This window comes from Psychroflexus sediminis, from assembly GCF_900099815.1.
Taxonomy (GTDB): domain Bacteria; phylum Bacteroidota; class Bacteroidia; order Flavobacteriales; family Flavobacteriaceae; genus Psychroflexus; species Psychroflexus sediminis.
The window spans coordinates 1-15,695 of record NZ_FNCW01000008.1; the positions used below are offsets into that span (position 1 = coordinate 1).

13 protein-coding genes are annotated in these 15,695 nt (G+C 41.4%); 1 reads left to right on the top strand and 12 read right to left on the bottom strand.

Annotation, left to right across the window (positions count from 1 at the left end):
- Positions 1–313: 313 nt before the first annotated feature.
- From BLP81_RS08730 to BLP81_RS08775, 10 genes are all read right to left on the bottom strand, one after another.
- Positions 314–679 (bottom strand): cupin domain-containing protein, encoded by a 366-nt coding sequence (locus BLP81_RS08730; protein WP_093368082.1) that lies wholly within the window; start codon positions 677–679, stop codon positions 314–316.
- Positions 680–785: 106 nt separating this feature from the next.
- On the bottom strand, positions 786–2,444 hold the full coding sequence (locus BLP81_RS08735) for an aryl-sulfate sulfotransferase (RefSeq protein ID WP_245686439.1): 1,659 nt from the start codon (positions 2,442–2,444) through the stop codon (positions 786–788).
- A gap of 178 nt (positions 2,445–2,622) precedes the next feature.
- Positions 2,623–2,904, bottom strand: a complete 282-nt coding sequence (locus BLP81_RS08740) for a hypothetical protein (protein ID WP_093368083.1) — start codon at positions 2,902–2,904, stop codon at positions 2,623–2,625.
- Positions 2,905–2,946: 42 nt separating this feature from the next.
- Positions 2,947–4,056, bottom strand: coding sequence for an AI-2E family transporter (locus BLP81_RS08745; RefSeq protein ID WP_093368084.1), 1,110 nt, complete (start codon positions 4,054–4,056; stop codon positions 2,947–2,949).
- Positions 4,057–4,372: 316 nt separating this feature from the next.
- Positions 4,373–6,325 carry an OmpA family protein gene (locus BLP81_RS08750; protein ID WP_093368085.1) on the bottom strand — a complete coding sequence of 651 codons (1,953 nt, stop codon included), beginning with the start codon at positions 6,323–6,325 and terminating at the stop codon, positions 4,373–4,375.
- A 59-nt stretch (positions 6,326–6,384) separates the two neighbouring features.
- Complete coding sequence (locus tag BLP81_RS08755) at positions 6,385–7,920, bottom strand: ice-binding family protein (protein WP_093368086.1); 1,536 nt, start codon at positions 7,918–7,920, stop codon at positions 6,385–6,387.
- Between the two features lie 353 nt (positions 7,921–8,273).
- Positions 8,274–8,834 carry a helix-turn-helix domain-containing protein gene (locus tag BLP81_RS08760; RefSeq protein ID WP_093368087.1) on the bottom strand — a complete coding sequence of 187 codons (561 nt, stop codon included), beginning with the start codon at positions 8,832–8,834 and terminating at the stop codon, positions 8,274–8,276.
- Between the two features lie 509 nt (positions 8,835–9,343).
- Positions 9,344–9,808 (bottom strand): hypothetical protein, encoded by a 465-nt coding sequence (locus BLP81_RS08765; protein WP_143002822.1) that lies wholly within the window; start codon positions 9,806–9,808, stop codon positions 9,344–9,346.
- Between the two features lie 186 nt (positions 9,809–9,994).
- The gene (locus tag BLP81_RS08770) at positions 9,995–10,933 is read right to left on the bottom strand and encodes an endonuclease/exonuclease/phosphatase family protein (RefSeq protein ID WP_093368089.1); all 939 of its coding nucleotides are present in this window, start codon (positions 10,931–10,933) and stop codon (positions 9,995–9,997) included.
- Positions 10,934–10,984: 51 nt separating this feature from the next.
- A complete protein-coding gene (locus BLP81_RS08775; RefSeq protein ID WP_093368090.1) occupies positions 10,985–11,974 on the bottom strand; it encodes a DNA topoisomerase IB in 990 nt (329 codons plus the stop codon).
- 312 nt (positions 11,975–12,286) lie between these two features.
- Here BLP81_RS08775 and BLP81_RS08780 point away from each other — a divergent pair, with 312 nt between their 5' ends.
- Entirely contained in the window at positions 12,287–12,787 is a 501-nt protein-coding gene (locus tag BLP81_RS08780) for a DUF4494 domain-containing protein (RefSeq protein WP_093368091.1), read from the top strand.
- 195 nt (positions 12,788–12,982) lie between these two features.
- Here BLP81_RS08780 and lpdA read toward each other — a convergent pair whose 3' ends face one another.
- Together lpdA and BLP81_RS08790 are read right to left on the bottom strand one after the other, a co-directional pair.
- A complete protein-coding gene (gene lpdA, locus BLP81_RS08785) occupies positions 12,983–14,392 on the bottom strand; it encodes a dihydrolipoyl dehydrogenase (RefSeq protein WP_093368092.1) in 1,410 nt (469 codons plus the stop codon).
- A gap of 20 nt (positions 14,393–14,412) precedes the next feature.
- The gene (locus BLP81_RS08790) at positions 14,413–15,690 is read right to left on the bottom strand and encodes a 2-oxo acid dehydrogenase subunit E2 (RefSeq protein ID WP_093368093.1); all 1,278 of its coding nucleotides are present in this window, start codon (positions 15,688–15,690) and stop codon (positions 14,413–14,415) included.
- Positions 15,691–15,695 lie beyond the last annotated feature (5 nt).

Sequence of the window (15,695 nt, forward strand, 5' to 3'; positions counted from 1 at the left end):
CTTCTGAATAAATCTTTCTTGGTCCTAAACGTTTTCCGCTTTTTATCATCTTTAAAATGGTTTTAAAACGGTCAACCTATATCAGGGAGTGACAGGTTTTGGAGTCCCTTCCGGCCACGGACCCTTACTCAACTTGACTATGGGGTGGGTCGCCACCAAAAGAAAATCGGCTGATACGGTTAAAGTCCCGCTCGACAATTAAAAATGATATTTTGAACCTTTTTATCCTTTATAAAATCAAACTAAATTTAGTACTGATTCAGAAAAATAATCGCCTAATATTTTAAGGAACTGTGAATGATCTTATAGTCGATTAAATGGCATCGAGGTCTTTGACGGTAAATTCATTCTCTGTATTGCCGGTATTTAGCGTTGATTTTGGCTCAAACATCAGGACTTTGGCTTCGCCTAGCCCTATGGGTTTGTGCCGGGTTCCTCTGGGAATGATGACAAATTCCCCGGCATTGATTTCAAGGCTTTTGTGATCGAGTTCGATTTTGATCTGACCTTCTATCACCAGAAATAATTCGTCTTCCTCTTCGTGCTGATGGGCGATAAACTCATCTTTGAATTTGGCTATTTTGACGTGCTGACCATTGAGTTCTCCGACTATTTTCGGGTCCCAGGCTTTGGAGAACGTATCAAATTTTTCTTTCAGATTGACGGGTTTGATGTCCATATTGGTTTTTGAATTTTATACCGATTAGATTCTGCTAAGATAAAGGTCTAGGTCTGAATTCGAATTCATGTTTGTTTTTTTGAGCGATTTAATAAGCAGTTCAATTTTATTTTTTGATTATTTTTTTTGTAATCCTACGCTTGGCATGGCCTGCTCTGAGAATATAGATGCCTTTAGCCAGGCTAGAGATATCTACACTTGTCACTCCGCTGCTGCTAAGCAAAAGCTTACCCTGCAGGTTGAAAATCTCAATTTTGTCGTGGTTTTCAAAACCCTCAAGATGTATGAGATTTGAAGCCGGGTTCGGGTAAATAGTTAGGGTACTGGTTAAGGCATCTTTGGTGCTTAAAACTTCATAGCACTTGCTGAGGTCAGGATTGCCTTCAATGGGATTTCCCGGGCTCAAATCTCTACCCGCAAAAGCAGGGAAATCCAGGGGATATTTTTTGGCCCTGAAGATCAGATTGGAATCGGTAAGTTCTTCACCCTGGTTAGGGATGTTCAAATCGTTATTTCCTACCGGATTGATATAGGTCCAGACTAGGTCACCGTTAGCATCAATTTCAAAAATTTCTCCGTTGATGCCCTCGCAGATCAGGGTATTCCCGTTGGGCAAGCGCTGGGCGCTGCTTACGATTCTTGAGAAAAAAGGAGAGGGAATTTCGGACAGGTCAGCATACACCTCATCTGCCTGTTCAGGGCCAAAAGCAGCATCGGTTTGTTTGATGTATACGCCAGGAGAGTTCACAGGAGGATTAATAATCATGACTTCAGAAAAATCTGGTGTTCTGCCAAATCCATTGTTAAAGACTATGATTTTGCCGGCATCCGTTAAGCCTTCTTTGATGTAATGGGGGTAATGCTGCCCGTATAAAATTCGGTTCGCTTCACTGCCTTGCTGATAAGCCTGCGGATTTCCCCAGCGGTAGAGGATATCGCCTCCTTTTCCGTAAGTACCGCCGGTACTCCCGGCAGCTTCCAGTGTTGTGGTTGAATGGTCTATGATATAGATTTCGCTTAGATTTCTACAACTGATGACGATTTGATCCAGGGTTTCATCATATTGAATGGAATTGAAATGCAGCCAGTTTTCTTCACCGGTTCCTCCGTTTAGAAAATTGATATCGAGTTTTTCCGGACGCGCTGAAACCACTCCGTAATTCGATTTGGTCGCATCAAAATCCTGAACTAAATGCTGGTTTATATTCCATTCCCAGACCAGATTGGCCTGATTGGATCCCACAGGCTCAAGCTCCATGATCTGTTCATTGTATAAGCGTTTATCTGGTAGCCGGGATGAATTTCTGCCAGCCTCCAGCGCTTCCTGCTCTGTCATCGCTGTTGCTGCGAGAATCAGGACATTTCCATTGGGCATGGGATAAATGTCATGATGCTGTCGTTTTTGATCATCGTTAACCACATAGGACCAGAGCAAATTGCCATCCCAGTCAAAAAGTTCAACTATTCCACCAGCTCCGCCCATAGTGATACTACTGCCACTCTCCACCTGACCGGCTCTTAATAAATTTCCGTTAGTCAGGAGATACACTGCATTACCAGGCTTGTAATCGCTGGTCCATTCGTTAATGACTTCACCGCAGTTATTAAATAAAAAAGCTTTTGTATTCACACTCATCAAGGTCAAACCCTCGTAAACCCCTGCTTTAACAAAGGTGGTTCCCAGGGTGTTTTGTGCCTGTGATGCAATGCATAGCATCAGGAAAAATAGAATCGTATTTATTTTGAGAAAAGTCGGTTTATTCATGTTTATAGTAGAATTACAGGATATTATTTATCACAGATATGCAGGTGATAAAATTAGTAAGTACTTAACAAATATAAGTGTTTCAGCATCAGAATTTCACCAAGTTTTTAAGGATATGTCAATCGTATTTCATTCCTGACTATTGACTCCTGAGTCTGAAATGTACAGGAGCTTTGGCTCAGATCAGACTTCGAAAGGTTATAAAGGCACAGACTCCTAAAGACAGCATACTTACCAGGGTTACTATACGGATGGGTTTTTTAATCAAATGTATGCTGCCAACCACCAGAAATACTACCTCTGCGATAAGAAAGGGAATGGTGAGGAGTTCAACGAGAAAACCGATGATAAAAAAATGGATTTGATAGACGTAAAGCAGCCACATCAGAATGAAATACGCGACAATAGAGAAATTAATAATGCTCAGTTTCTTGTCGCTAAATCTTGTATTCGTTTTCAAAATTCAGATTTTTTAAGCTTGTGTAAATCCGGGAATAAAAAATCATTTTTTATGCATCACTTTCTCTTTCAGTCTTTTAAAAATCGATTTTTTATCCTTTTTATTGGTTTCAAAATTTTCATTTCCAATCAATAGTCCAATGGGCTCCAGGGTTTCATACTCCTTACAGATTACTTTCAGCATGGCTGCAAAGGGGAGAAATAGTATCATGCCGGCTACTCCCCAGACCGAAGCTCCTATGATGAGGCTTAAAATGGCAGCAAAGGCATTGACATTGACACTGCTTCCTACGATTTTAGGGTTTAAGAAATTGCCTTCGAGCAGCTGAACAAACCAGAACATCATGGCCACCGCAAAAGGAACCCAAAGCTGGTCATGCGACATAAAAGCGTATAAAACCGGAATAGTAGCCCCCAGGGTAGTGCCTATGTAGGGAATAATGGAGAGTGAAGCCGCCAGAAAACCAAATAAAAACGGGCTGTCTATCCCGATGATCCACAGGCCAATGCTATTGAGCGTACCTAAAATTAAAATTAAAATCAGCATGCCTGAAAGATACTTTTGTCCAACCTGCTGAATACCCTTAAGCATACCAAAGAACTGTTCTTTTTTATCGGCCGGAGAAAATTTCATAAAAGCTCTCACCAGCCCTTTATTGAAAATAAGAAATAAAAACAAATAGATAAACATGGTGATCATACCGGTTAAGAAACTGGTCGTGCTGTTGAATGTTCCTCCCAAAACAGTTCCTGCAGAATCTTTTAGCCAGGACGTCAGATCATTTAATAATTCGTCCTCATTGAGCTGGTCCACAAAGCTTATGTTTTTATTGATATAGATAATGATATCGGTGTAAAGACTGGATAGCTTCGACCCGAAATTACTGATCTCATCAGATAAGGCTATAATTTCTGCAGAAAAAAAGGTAAGTCCTCCGCTTATAATAATGATCATGATTAAGATGGAAAGAAATCCAGCTAAAATATTTCCCACACCCCAGTTTGTCAGTTTTTTATGCACCGGATATAAGATAAAGGCAAGCAGCAGGGCTATGCCCAAGGGAACAAGTATAGATTTCCCCACGACTAAAAAAGTTATAAACAGAGCGAGAAAAGCTAAGGTGAAAAACGATCTTTGAAATGATACTTTCATGAGTATTTATTTTTTCGAAAAGGCTTTAGCTAAATTTTACGAAAACCTGATTTAAGTTAGTAAAAATAGCCATTCTAAATTTATCAACCATTTTTTTATGATTTGGATATCTTTCAGTTTTACTCAGGTGTTTTCGTTCTTTATTCCTGAAATCCTCTCGAAACTTAGGTGCAGGATCAAGCTAAGACTTGACCTAAAGCCGATGTGTTTCTAAACCCTAAATTTTACTGCAGGAAACTCAAAATAAATGAAATAGAAAAAGGACCTGATTTTTATATCAGATCCTTTGACTATACCTTAAAATGTATTCAGGTTTTTAGATTTTGAATAGATCAATAATCACTGTACGGTTATACGCACGCTGCTCGGGAAGTTTATTTCCAAAATCAGACTTGCTTGTATCCTCGCCATAGCCCTGTACTTCAAATTTTACATCTGTTCTATTTGAATTTACAAGTGCTTTTTCAAGAATGTTTTTAACATTGTTAGCACGCGCCAAAGACAGTCTTTGGTTGTTTTCGGCATCACCAATTACATCGGTATGTCCGTGGATGATCACTTTACTGTCTTTAGGAATCTTTGGTGCCACAACATCGGTCAGGTACTTTTCGTACATCGTGATGGCTGTAGCATCATCAAATTCATACAAAATGCTGAACCTCATCGCCTCTTCAGCCTGAGCTGGTCCCCAAAGCACTACGTTTGCCTCGGATTTTTCGATAACTTCCAGACCATCTTCTGTGGTTCCTATCATTTTGACTTTAAAGTCTCCTTGAGATTCATTTCCTAAAATAGTTTTCCCGGGGATACTCGCTTCATTTTCAACAAAAGGACCGTAATTTTTCACCATTCCGTTTTCTTCTGTGAGTTCGAGTCTCCAGCTAGAGATGGCTTCTTCGGCACCGTCGGCTTTAAAAACAACATAGCTGTCTACAGGAGCTTCCATAACTTTAAACTGTACAGGTTTCAGCGGAGCAGTAGGACCGCTTTGAAATTCCATAAGCAAAGCCGGAGAATTGCTTTCTATACTCACTCGTCTGTCTTCATCCCTTAACAGATCCAAATCTTCTGTTCTCCCTTTTCGTTCTGAGCTCACTTCAGGTTCTATTCTGCCTTCAATGGCTATTCTGGTCGGGTTTATTGAAAAGACGTCGGTCAAATAGGTTTTAACCGATTGAGCCATTGCTCTTGCATCCTCACTTCCCTGTTCTGAGGATCCCACTAAAGTGACTTTAGAATTCGGATTCTTGACCATACGGTCCCCAAGAATGTTCATAATATTGTAATAGACAGTCATTCCGCGTTTGGCACGCCCGGATAAGTCTGTAGGGGTGTTCAGTTTAACCTGCTCTTCCTTGAAGTCTTTGACCTGGTCTTTTTCCAGTAAGACATACCGACTTGCAATCTCTGTCGACCCTTGATCCATATAGATATAGTTTCTTAACGGAAAGGTTTCAGAAACCGTAGCTTTTGCCGGAAGATTTCGGGGAGACACAATGCTAAACTCAACAACAGGTCTTATGGTTTCGGTTTCTTCAACAACCGACTTTTTACCCTGACCAAACTTTAGGGCAGCACCAGCTCTAAGCGTAGTGATGTTCCAGTTTTCTGTGGAACGTGGATTTTGTCCAAAATAGGGTTGAAAAGCCACAAATGGCGAAAGCACAAATTGAGTCTTTTGGGTATTGGAAGTCAAAGGAATATCAAATCCTGCACCTATCTGCATAGACAAAATAGTGTTTTCCACATCTCCAAACTCTTCATTTACGGCTGGTCCTGCGACCTGTGCCGGGAAACTTGGATTGGTCCCTTTTTCATAGGTAAATGATTTATCGACATTGAACGCCAGTCTGGGTCCGCCATAAATATAAAATCCGTTTTTGAAGGGTGCTATTCTCACACTTGGTTCTACGGTGATATAGCTAAGATCTGTGGACAAGTCCATCGGGCAGTTGCATGGTGAAATCACCTGATCCCATTCGCCTTGTCGGCTGTCGTATCCTGTCTGTAGCATAATTCCCCAAACTGAATTTGTGAAATGATATTCTACCAGTGGGGCAGCATAAAGACCAATGCCATTACCGTCTTTAAAAGCCGCAGGAACAGTTAAACCTGCATTCAGGTTTTGTGTGGTTCCCCGGTAGAAGTTGAAGTTAGCACCGGCGGCAACTCCAAAATACCAGTTGGGTTTCTCGTATTCAACCTCTTGGGCTGTCGTCTGCATTTGAAAACCTAATGCAACTATGATAAGTAAAAGTATTTTTTTCATAAGTATAGTGAATTGAATTTTATAAATCCCCCGCCATTTGGCAGGGGATAATGATATATTTAATTAGAAGGCTTAACAACTGCATTTGCGTCTAAAGTAACTGCAGACTGTGCTAATAATCTTCCTACTACTGTAGAGCGTGTATTTACAGAGATCAGTGTTTGAGATAAGATATTTCCACTGAAATTAACGTCTGTTCCAAGTACAGCACCTGCACCTGCAACTACCCAGTAAATATTATCGGCTTTTGCACCATTGATCAGAATGATTTCAGTGTTGTCGGCTATCGTAAGGTCTCCTGCAATTTGGAAAACAAATTTAGCGCAATCTACACCGCCACCATCTAAGGTTACGCTATTGGTTACTGAAAGTCCTGAAGACCATTTATAGACCCCTGAAGCTAAAGTCTGACCATTAATATTTCCGGCTAAAAGTTCAGTTTGATCCGGAGCTATGCCATTGGCAGTAGTAAATGCGGTTTCCATATTGCTTACAGCTGTGGTTAAATTAGCTGGTGTTGGAGAGGAATAATCTGAAGCGTAAACTCTTCCAGTGACTAAACTTGAAGTTGAATACGTACCGCTGGAATGAAGAATTAAACCAAATCCTGTGATGGCTGTTGAGCTGTTAGGACTAATTCCAAGGTCACCTGTTATGGACGTGTTACCCGTAGTTGAAATTCCAGATTTAGCCAGTATGGCATAATCACCGGCCAAGCCTAAATCTACGGCAGGATTAGCACAAATTTCAGCTGTATTCACCTGTGTAAAGTTAGCTGTGACTGCTTTATCAGCATTCATGGTGACGGTTAATGGATTGTTAGTTCCAGTAGCATCACCACTCCAGGATGAAAATTCATAGCCTGTTGCCGGAGTTGCTTCAAGGATTACCTCTGTTCCATCACTGTAAATTGCCTGATCAGGAGTAGTAGTTACACTTCCGTTTACAGCAGTTACTTCTAACAGATAAGTTGCAATTTCAAAATTGGCAACCAAAGCGATGTTTCCATCCATCTGGAATTCATAGGTGGAATTTGTGGAAACCACTTCATCAGCCTTAGTCCAGTTTATAAACTCAAAACCTTCACCGGGTACTGCCACAGCTGTTACGGTCGATTCATTGTCAAATAAACCGGCTCCTGAAACAGTTCCGCTGGCTTCTGGCGCAACCGATAAGGAAAGCTCTGGGATGGTTGTGAAACTCCACACATAATTTTCCTGTAAGGCATTCCCATAAGTGTCCTCTATTCCTGTGGTGACTGTACCTGTGTAAATTGTAAAAGGTAAAAGATCTTCAGCAGGGGTAAAAAAAGCGGTCATTTCTGAATAGCTGATTTCTCCCGCGAGTTCAGATGCTCCGCTTACACTATAGGTTCCTGAAGTTACAGTTTCCGGATTCAATTCCTCGTTGAAAGTTGCGGAAATCACCTGATCAAGAGGTACATTGACGGCTTCATCTACGGGGATGGTAGAGAGTACAATGGGACAAAGACCTGCGATTTCTTCTGCATCGTCTTTGGCGCAGCCCGTGGTCATAAGTGTCATAGCAAATACTATGGCGAATGCGGGGATTAGATTTAGTTTTTTGAAAAGCATATATTCTTGATTAAGTTGTTATTGGCCTTAAGCCAGCGTGAACTAATTTTCACAGTACAAATGTGGGAGACAAAACACCGGCTGATGTTATATAAGTCACACATTTGAAAATAGTTTTGGAAAGATGACATGTTACAGGCCGGGACTGGTTTAAAGCCTCCTGAATGTGCCTGTTTTTAGATGTAAGAATTAAATCAAATCAAAATAATTTTCAAAATTTGCGTATATATTTGAATTATTGCCTTGTAAAAAGAAGAGAAATTTTAAGTTAAAAACACCACAGCGGTTTAAAATTTCAGCCGATGAATACTGCTGTGCTGTTTGCAAAATCTAAAAAAAAAAGTGGTTAAGGATTAGCCGATAATTAGGGAGCCTTTTCTTTCACTTATGATGTGTTTGTAGCAAGAAGGGGAGAGTCCAGTCACTTTTTTGAACTGTCCGGACAGGTGGGCCACACTGCTGTAATGCAGGAGGTATGAGATTTCAGAAAGACTGATATCACTGGTTGAAAAATAGAATTTAACGCGCTCAATTTTACGTTGAATAATGTATTGCTGGATGGAAATTCCATTGACCTTAGAAAATACATTGGCTAAATAGGTATAGTCATGGCGTAATTTCAAACTTAAATAATTTGAATAACTCAAGACTTGCAGACCGTCTGCATAACTAAGCATTTCTTTGATGGCCACCTTAATTTTTTCTACGAGGATGACTTTGCTTGTGTCGTGAAGTTTTAAGCCATAGGGTAGTAAGCTATTTTTTAGTTTGTTGTGTTTTCGCTGATTCAAATCCTGAGGAAGGTCGATCATCCCGTCGGCAATACGTCCAAAGGGTATCTTTAACTTATTCAGTTCTGTTTTAACCTGTTCTTCTCCAAGTAAATCAAGCATGTTTTGTATATATAACTTCATGGTAATTTCTTTAACCCATTATGCTGAAATGCACAGCTACCCGAATCGTGTTTTATTTAAGAGCTAATGACCGATAAGACTATCATTGCTTTTTTATAAGGTAGCTTATAGTTAGGGTTCTCTTTTGTTAAATATTAACAATTGTTTCATAATTAACAGGTTAAGTGCTAAAAGAGCGTTTGGGGAGGTACAATGATGTTTTTTATGATTTGGATATCTTTAAGTCTGACTCCCATTTTTTGTTTTTTATTCCGGAAATCCTCTCAAAACCAACCTGTAGGCTCAGGTTAGGACTGTGCCTGAAGCAATGTATTTCTAAACCCGAAATTTTGCAGGATGAAATTCAAAATAAATGAAATAGACAAAGGACCTGATTTTTGAATCAGATCCTTTGACTATACCTTAAAATGTATTCAGGTTTTTAGATTTTGAATAGATCAATAATCACCGTACGGTTATACGTACGCTGCTCGGGAAGTTTATTCTATAAACAACTTCTTTAATTTTAATCAATTTTCAGTAATGTCAACTATGACATCTGCTGTTTGAGGTAACTTAGGGATTAACCTGTGGTAAGTAAGGTTAGGGGCAATCAACGTATTGTTTTGTTTGAAAGTCACTTCTAGGATATACGTATTTGTTTCACAGTTCTCAATCAATTGATAGTCTATAGAGTCATTTCCTGTAGTGAGTTGTTTTTTACCAATGATTAAGTCATAGGTTGAAAAATCTATATCAGGTTGACAATCACCGGTGACAAGCCTTTCAAAATCCTCCTGATTTGTGATGACCATGAAATCATCTGTGAGGTTGATTTCCATACCAAACTTAGTGTTGATACAACCGTATTCATTTTCTAAGCTTGTGGTTTCTATAATCTTATCAGTACAGGCCTCATTTTCATCATCACTGCAGGATAACTGTATAAAAATAAAGAGGCTTAGAAATAAGAGTTTATTTTTAAAGAGGCTCATGACTTTAAGATTCATTACAAAATAACTTTTATTAAATTTAATGAAATGACCTGTCAATTATTCTAATGGCTTGTTAAAAGTAATTATACGAGTAAGGTTCTTGTCTTTTAGTGAAAAGTGAAACGCATGAAATTGAGCATTGTCAAAATCAAAACAAAATTAAGAGGCAGTTCATTTTCATAGTGGTCAGTCTATCGCCATGAGGATTGATATAGGCAAATGATCGGATCCTACGGGCTGGCCAGTCGTTCGGTTAAGGACTTTCACGGTTTTGGAGACCAGAGCATGGTCCAAAGTAGTTTGCAGGAGTTTATATCCTGCAGGCCAGGTGGGCAGGAGTCCAAAGCCCATTCGGCTGTCCTTCATGCCGTTTTGAAGCAGCGTCCTGAAGTGATTCGAAAAGGAGGAGGTGTTGAAATCGCCAAGGATGATAAGAGGATTCTCGAATTCTGAAGTTCTGTTAAGTATAGTGGTGAGCTGCCGGTTCCTGTGTTGAAATGCCCTTTGATTAACAGGAGGGACAGGATGTGTGGCAACCAGGGTATACGCGGTATTTTCAATACTAATGTGGGCTATGACCGAGGGATGTTTAGTGAGACCAAAATAATCGACCGAACTTTTCATCTCGAACTTACTGACTACGGCTATGCCAAAATTGTCGGTTCTGCTGACTAATTTTCGGTAGGGATAGTCGCTGATAACTGCGCCTAATTCCTTTTCCCATTCCTGCGTGAATTCCAGTAGGACCAGAATATCCGGATTCTCGTTTTCGACATAGTCCCTGACCAGATCGGCTCTGGGATTGGTGGATAATAAATTGAGGCTGGTGAGTTTAAACGTCCTTTTGTTTTCAGGGCGTTCAGGGGGAGTATGGAGGTAATACGGCGCTATGTAATAGCTGTTCCAGAGTATTGAGATTAACAACAGGAGGTAAGCTGATTTTTTACGGGCAAGGACAAAAGTTGAGGCGATGAGCAGGAGAATGGCTATAAAAAAATACTGAACCTTGAAGTGGGCGAACAGATCGATGAGCCAGTAGTCCGGAAAGATATTAGGCAAGACAGAGGCGGCAGTAACCACAGCGATGGCCATCCAAAGCAGGGTTTTAAAAAATGGAGTTTTCATAGAATTATTTTTAACTGGATCTACTTTGATTTGGCATGCCTGAAGCTTTGTTTAGTTTGCATCAAGTTCATTTTTTAGCAGATACAAAACACCAACCTCTTCTCTGGAGAGGCTTTGATTGGAATCGAGCAGTTTATCGATTTCATTTTGGAAATAATTCAAGGTTTTACCCTGGGTATACTCATCAATTATCCTGGGGTCTATATAGGCACTTCGGGCTACAGCGGGCGTATTTCCCAATTTTTCTGAAACGCGAATCACGGCTTTGCGAATATTTTTATCCAGTAATTTTTGGTCCTCCTGATCGACAGCCCCCAGCTCATCTAAGGCGATGGCGGCAATCATAGTGCCCGCCCAGGTTCTGAAGTCTTTGGCAGAAAAATCTTCGCCCATGTGTTCCCGGATATAGGCATTGAGATCTTCGCTTTTGACATCCACTTTCTGCCCGGCTTCATCATAGTATTTAAAAATTTCATAGCCCGGGATGTCGTCCAAATCCCTAACGATCGCAGCCAGTTTTTTATCGATCACCCTTTTTTCCAGATCCTGACCCGATTTACCGGTGTAGGAAAAAATCAGTTCATCCTCCTCGATGTGCAAGTGTTTACTGCGCAGGGTAGTAAGGCCGTAGCTGTTGTTTTCAGAAGCATAAGCTTCATTTCCAGGTCGAAAAAAGGCAGACTCCAACAGCCTTACCATCGTAGCCAGGACTTTGTTTCGCGTATGTTTTCTTTCCCGAAGGTGCTGTCCGGTGACGCGGCGCATGTGCTCCAGCTGATCGGCAAAGGCGATAATCCTGTCAAATTTCCTGGCCTCCTTGCGTGCTCTGTAGTCCGGATGATAGATGTACTGTTTACGGCCCTTCGCATCGCGACCGGTCGCCAGTAAATCTGCGTTTTTATCGGCTGAAATCTCCACATCCGTCCAGGCCGGAGGAATGACCAAAGACTCAAACCAGTCGCGCAAACTCTTTTTTTTCACTGTTTTTCCCTGTGCATCCTGGTAGGTGAAACCCCTTCCTTTTTTATATCTGTAGTACATATGGCGAATGAATGATCAAACCTTATCGGGTTTTTGAGATAGGTTCAAGTATAAAAATAGGATTTTAAATGACTTCCCAAGTAATTTTGTCTGTAAAATCAAGAAAGAAGATGAGACTATTTTCAAAGTTTTCCAGATCTAAATGCTCTCTTTTTATGTTGTAAAAGTTAAAGTTTGGAGAGGCGAAGCCTGCTAATTATTGATACCTAATCGGTTATAAAAATGAGGCATTCATCTAAGAATATCCTGCTTTGATTTCGTGTCTATGGCTGGCTAAAAAGTATATTTTTGACACTTCAAAAAACAAAAGTTATGAGTGAAATTTGGTTTGAATGCAAGGTAAAATACAGAAAAACACAGGATACAGGGGAGCAAAAAATAACCACGGAAACCTATTTACTGGATGCCGTGTCTTATACAGAAGCTGAGACGAGAATCAACGAAGAGATGAAGGCTTACACAAGTGAAGAATTTAGAATCATGAACATCAGGGTCGCTAATTTTGCAGAAGTCCACCCCTTTGATAATTCCGACCGCTGGTTCAAATCCAAGGTGTCTTTGATAGCCCTGGATGAAGAAAGCGGCAAGGAAAAAAAGTCCAATATTTATTTACTCATTCAGGCTAACGATGTGAAGGAAGCTTTTGAAAATACTAATAAAGCTTTGGAAGAGACCATGGGGGACTATACAATTCCATCGATTACAGAATCCCCTATATTAGATGTATTTCCCTATTTTACAGGAGAGGAAGAGCAGCTGGAAAAATTTAAGGTCATTGAAACAGCCGAATCTGAGTTGATAGCAGATGAATGATTTACGTTAAACGATCAGAACAAAAAGAAGCGGTCTTAAAATCCATCTCCTTGTCATTCTGAACCTGCCTGACTGCATCAAGCAGGCAGGTTGGTTTCAGAATCTTATATAATGGATAATCAAATCATGATAAGACCTTGAAACAAGTTCAAGGTGACAATTTAGATTTTCTGAGACCGCTTTTTTTAAAGTTTCCTAGGATTTCTTGTAATGTGTTGCGCTGCCAAAAAACAGCTCGGCACTTTCCATGATGCTTTCAGAAAGCGTGGGATGGGGGTGGATGGTGAGTTCTAAGTCTTTGGCGGTGCTTCCCATTTCAACAGCCAGAGCAAGTTCGGGAATTAAACTCCCTGCATTTTTACCGGCTGCTGCCCCACCCAGAATAACTTCGGTTTGAGAATCTATCAAAAGCTTGGTAAATCCTGAGTCTTCACCAATGGCAGTGGCCCTTCCCGAAGCTGCCCAGGGAAATTTAACGACCTTGATGTCTCGGTTTTTTTCCTTGGCTTCCTGCTCAGTGAGTCCGCACCAGGCGAGTTCGGGATTGGTAAAAACAATCGCCGGTATGGCTTTTGGATCATAGCCGGCTCCGGGCTTACCGGCAATGACTTCGGCAGCAATTCTGCCTTCGTGGCTTGCTTTATGGGCCAGCATCGGCTCTCCGGTGATGTCGCCTATCGCACAGATATGTTTGTGTTTGGTCTGGCGCCGGACATTCACGTCTATAAAGCCTTTGTCGGTCGTAGAAATATCCAGTTTATCTAAGCCCAGACTCTCAGTATTGGGTGCTCTTCCAACGGCTACCAGTACACGGTCGAAGGTTTTGTCCTGTGTCCCTTCCTTGCCCTGCAATGAGACCATCACCCCCTGTTTGGAAACCTTTGCCTGTTCTACTTTAGTTTCAACATACACCCGTTCAAACGGCTCTTTTTTGTTAAAAACCTCCACCAAATCGCGATCTGTTCCCGGAAGCAAACCGGAAGTCATTTCAGCTATAGACACTTTGCTGCCCAGGGAGGCGTAGACACTACCCAGTTCCAGACCGATATAGCCCCCGCCAATCACCAGCATCTTTTCGGGAATTTCTTTGAGTTCCAGGGCGTCCGTAGAATCCCAGATGTGCTTATGGTCGATTTCAATATTAGGCAGACTGATGACTGAAGAGCCTGTAGCAATGATTGCCTTTTCAAATTGTAAACTGAAACTTTCTTCTTCTTCGGGACTGACTTCCAGCTCATTTTTGCCCGTAAATTTGGCTCTGCCCTGTATATATTCAATCCCCCTGGAATCGCTTAACTTTCCCAGACCGTCCGTTAGTTTTTTAACGACACCCTCTTTCCACGAGACTATTTTTTTTCGGTCTGTTTTAGGTTCTTCAAACTCAAGACCCCATTCGGAAGCTTTCAGGGCTTCATCTTTGGTTTTGGTGAGGTGCAGAAGCGCTTTGGAGGGAATACAGCCCCGGTAAAGGCACACGCCACCCGGATTTACTTTTGGATCAATCAACGTAACTTTTATGCCTAAATCTGAGGCGTGAAAGGCGGCCGCATAACCTCCAGGTCCGGCACCTATAATCACCAGTTCTTTTTTATCAGTTTTTCCCATTGTTTTTGCTGTTTTTGAAGTTATCCCAGTAAGGCCTCATACGGATCTTCCAGGGCATTGACCATCCAGTTCATGAAGGAAGCTCCATCGGCTCCGTCGATTAATCGATGGTCGTAGGATAAACTCAGGGGTAGAATTCGCCGGGGTTCAAATGTATCGTCGATATATACAGGTTTGGTGGTTGCCTGAGACACCCCCAGAATGGCCACCTGTGGATGATAAACTATAGGCGTGAAATTGGTTCCCCCGATTCCGCCTAAATTTGAGATTGAAAAATTTCCCCCTTCCATGTCTTCTTTTGTAAGTTTTTGTTCACGGGCTTTTTCAGCCAGTTCTGAAATCTCCAGCGACAACTCTTTGATGCTTTTTTGATCGGCATTTTGTATCACGGGAACCAGCAAGCCTTTATCTGTAGCTACTGCGATACTGATATGTACATATTTTTTGAGAACCATTTCTTCCTTTTCCATATCAATACTGGCGTTAAACCTGGGAAACTTGTGCAACGCCGTGGCAACAACCTTGGTGAGAATCGCGGTCAGCGTCAGTTTGCCCCCGGCCTTTTCAACCTCTTCTTTATGCTCTTCTATATAGGTTTCGATTCCCGAAATGTCGGCTTCCCCAAACTGAAACACGTGGGGGATAGACTGCCAGGATTTCAGTACATTTTCGGCAGTGGTTTTTTTAATGGTATTGAGCGGCTCGGTTTCCACGGCTCCCCACTGACTAAAATCGGGCAGTTCAAGGGATTTGGCAGCGGATTTGTTTTCACCTCCTTCTTTGTGCTGTCGCACATCTTTTTCGGTAATTCTACCGCTTTCCCCGCTGCCTTCTATTTTTTGTATATCTACGTCAAGTTCACGGGCCAGGCGGCGGACTCCCGGAGAAGCATGTACCTCCTTGGAGGATTTCTTTTCGCCTGATTTCCCTTTTTCTTTGGTCTTGTCTTTGTCTTGGTCTTGGTCTTCGCCTTCGTCTTTGTCTTCATCTTCGTCTTGGTCTTGGTCTTCGTCTTTGTCTCGGTCTTGGTCTTTGTCTTCGTCATCTTCATCCTCTTCTGAAGTTTCCTCGAGAATGAGAATCACATCCCCAACCTTGACTTCATCGCCCTCACTTACTTTTATTTCTTTTATCGTCCCCGCTGAAGTCGCAGGAATTTCGGTTGAAGCTTTATCGGTTTCTACTGCAATCACCGCCTGGTCTTCCTTAATTTTTTCCCCTTTGGAAACAAGGATTTCTGAAACGGTTGCGGTATCGACGCCTTCTGATATCTGTGGTATTGTAAGTTCTGTTGCCATTGCTA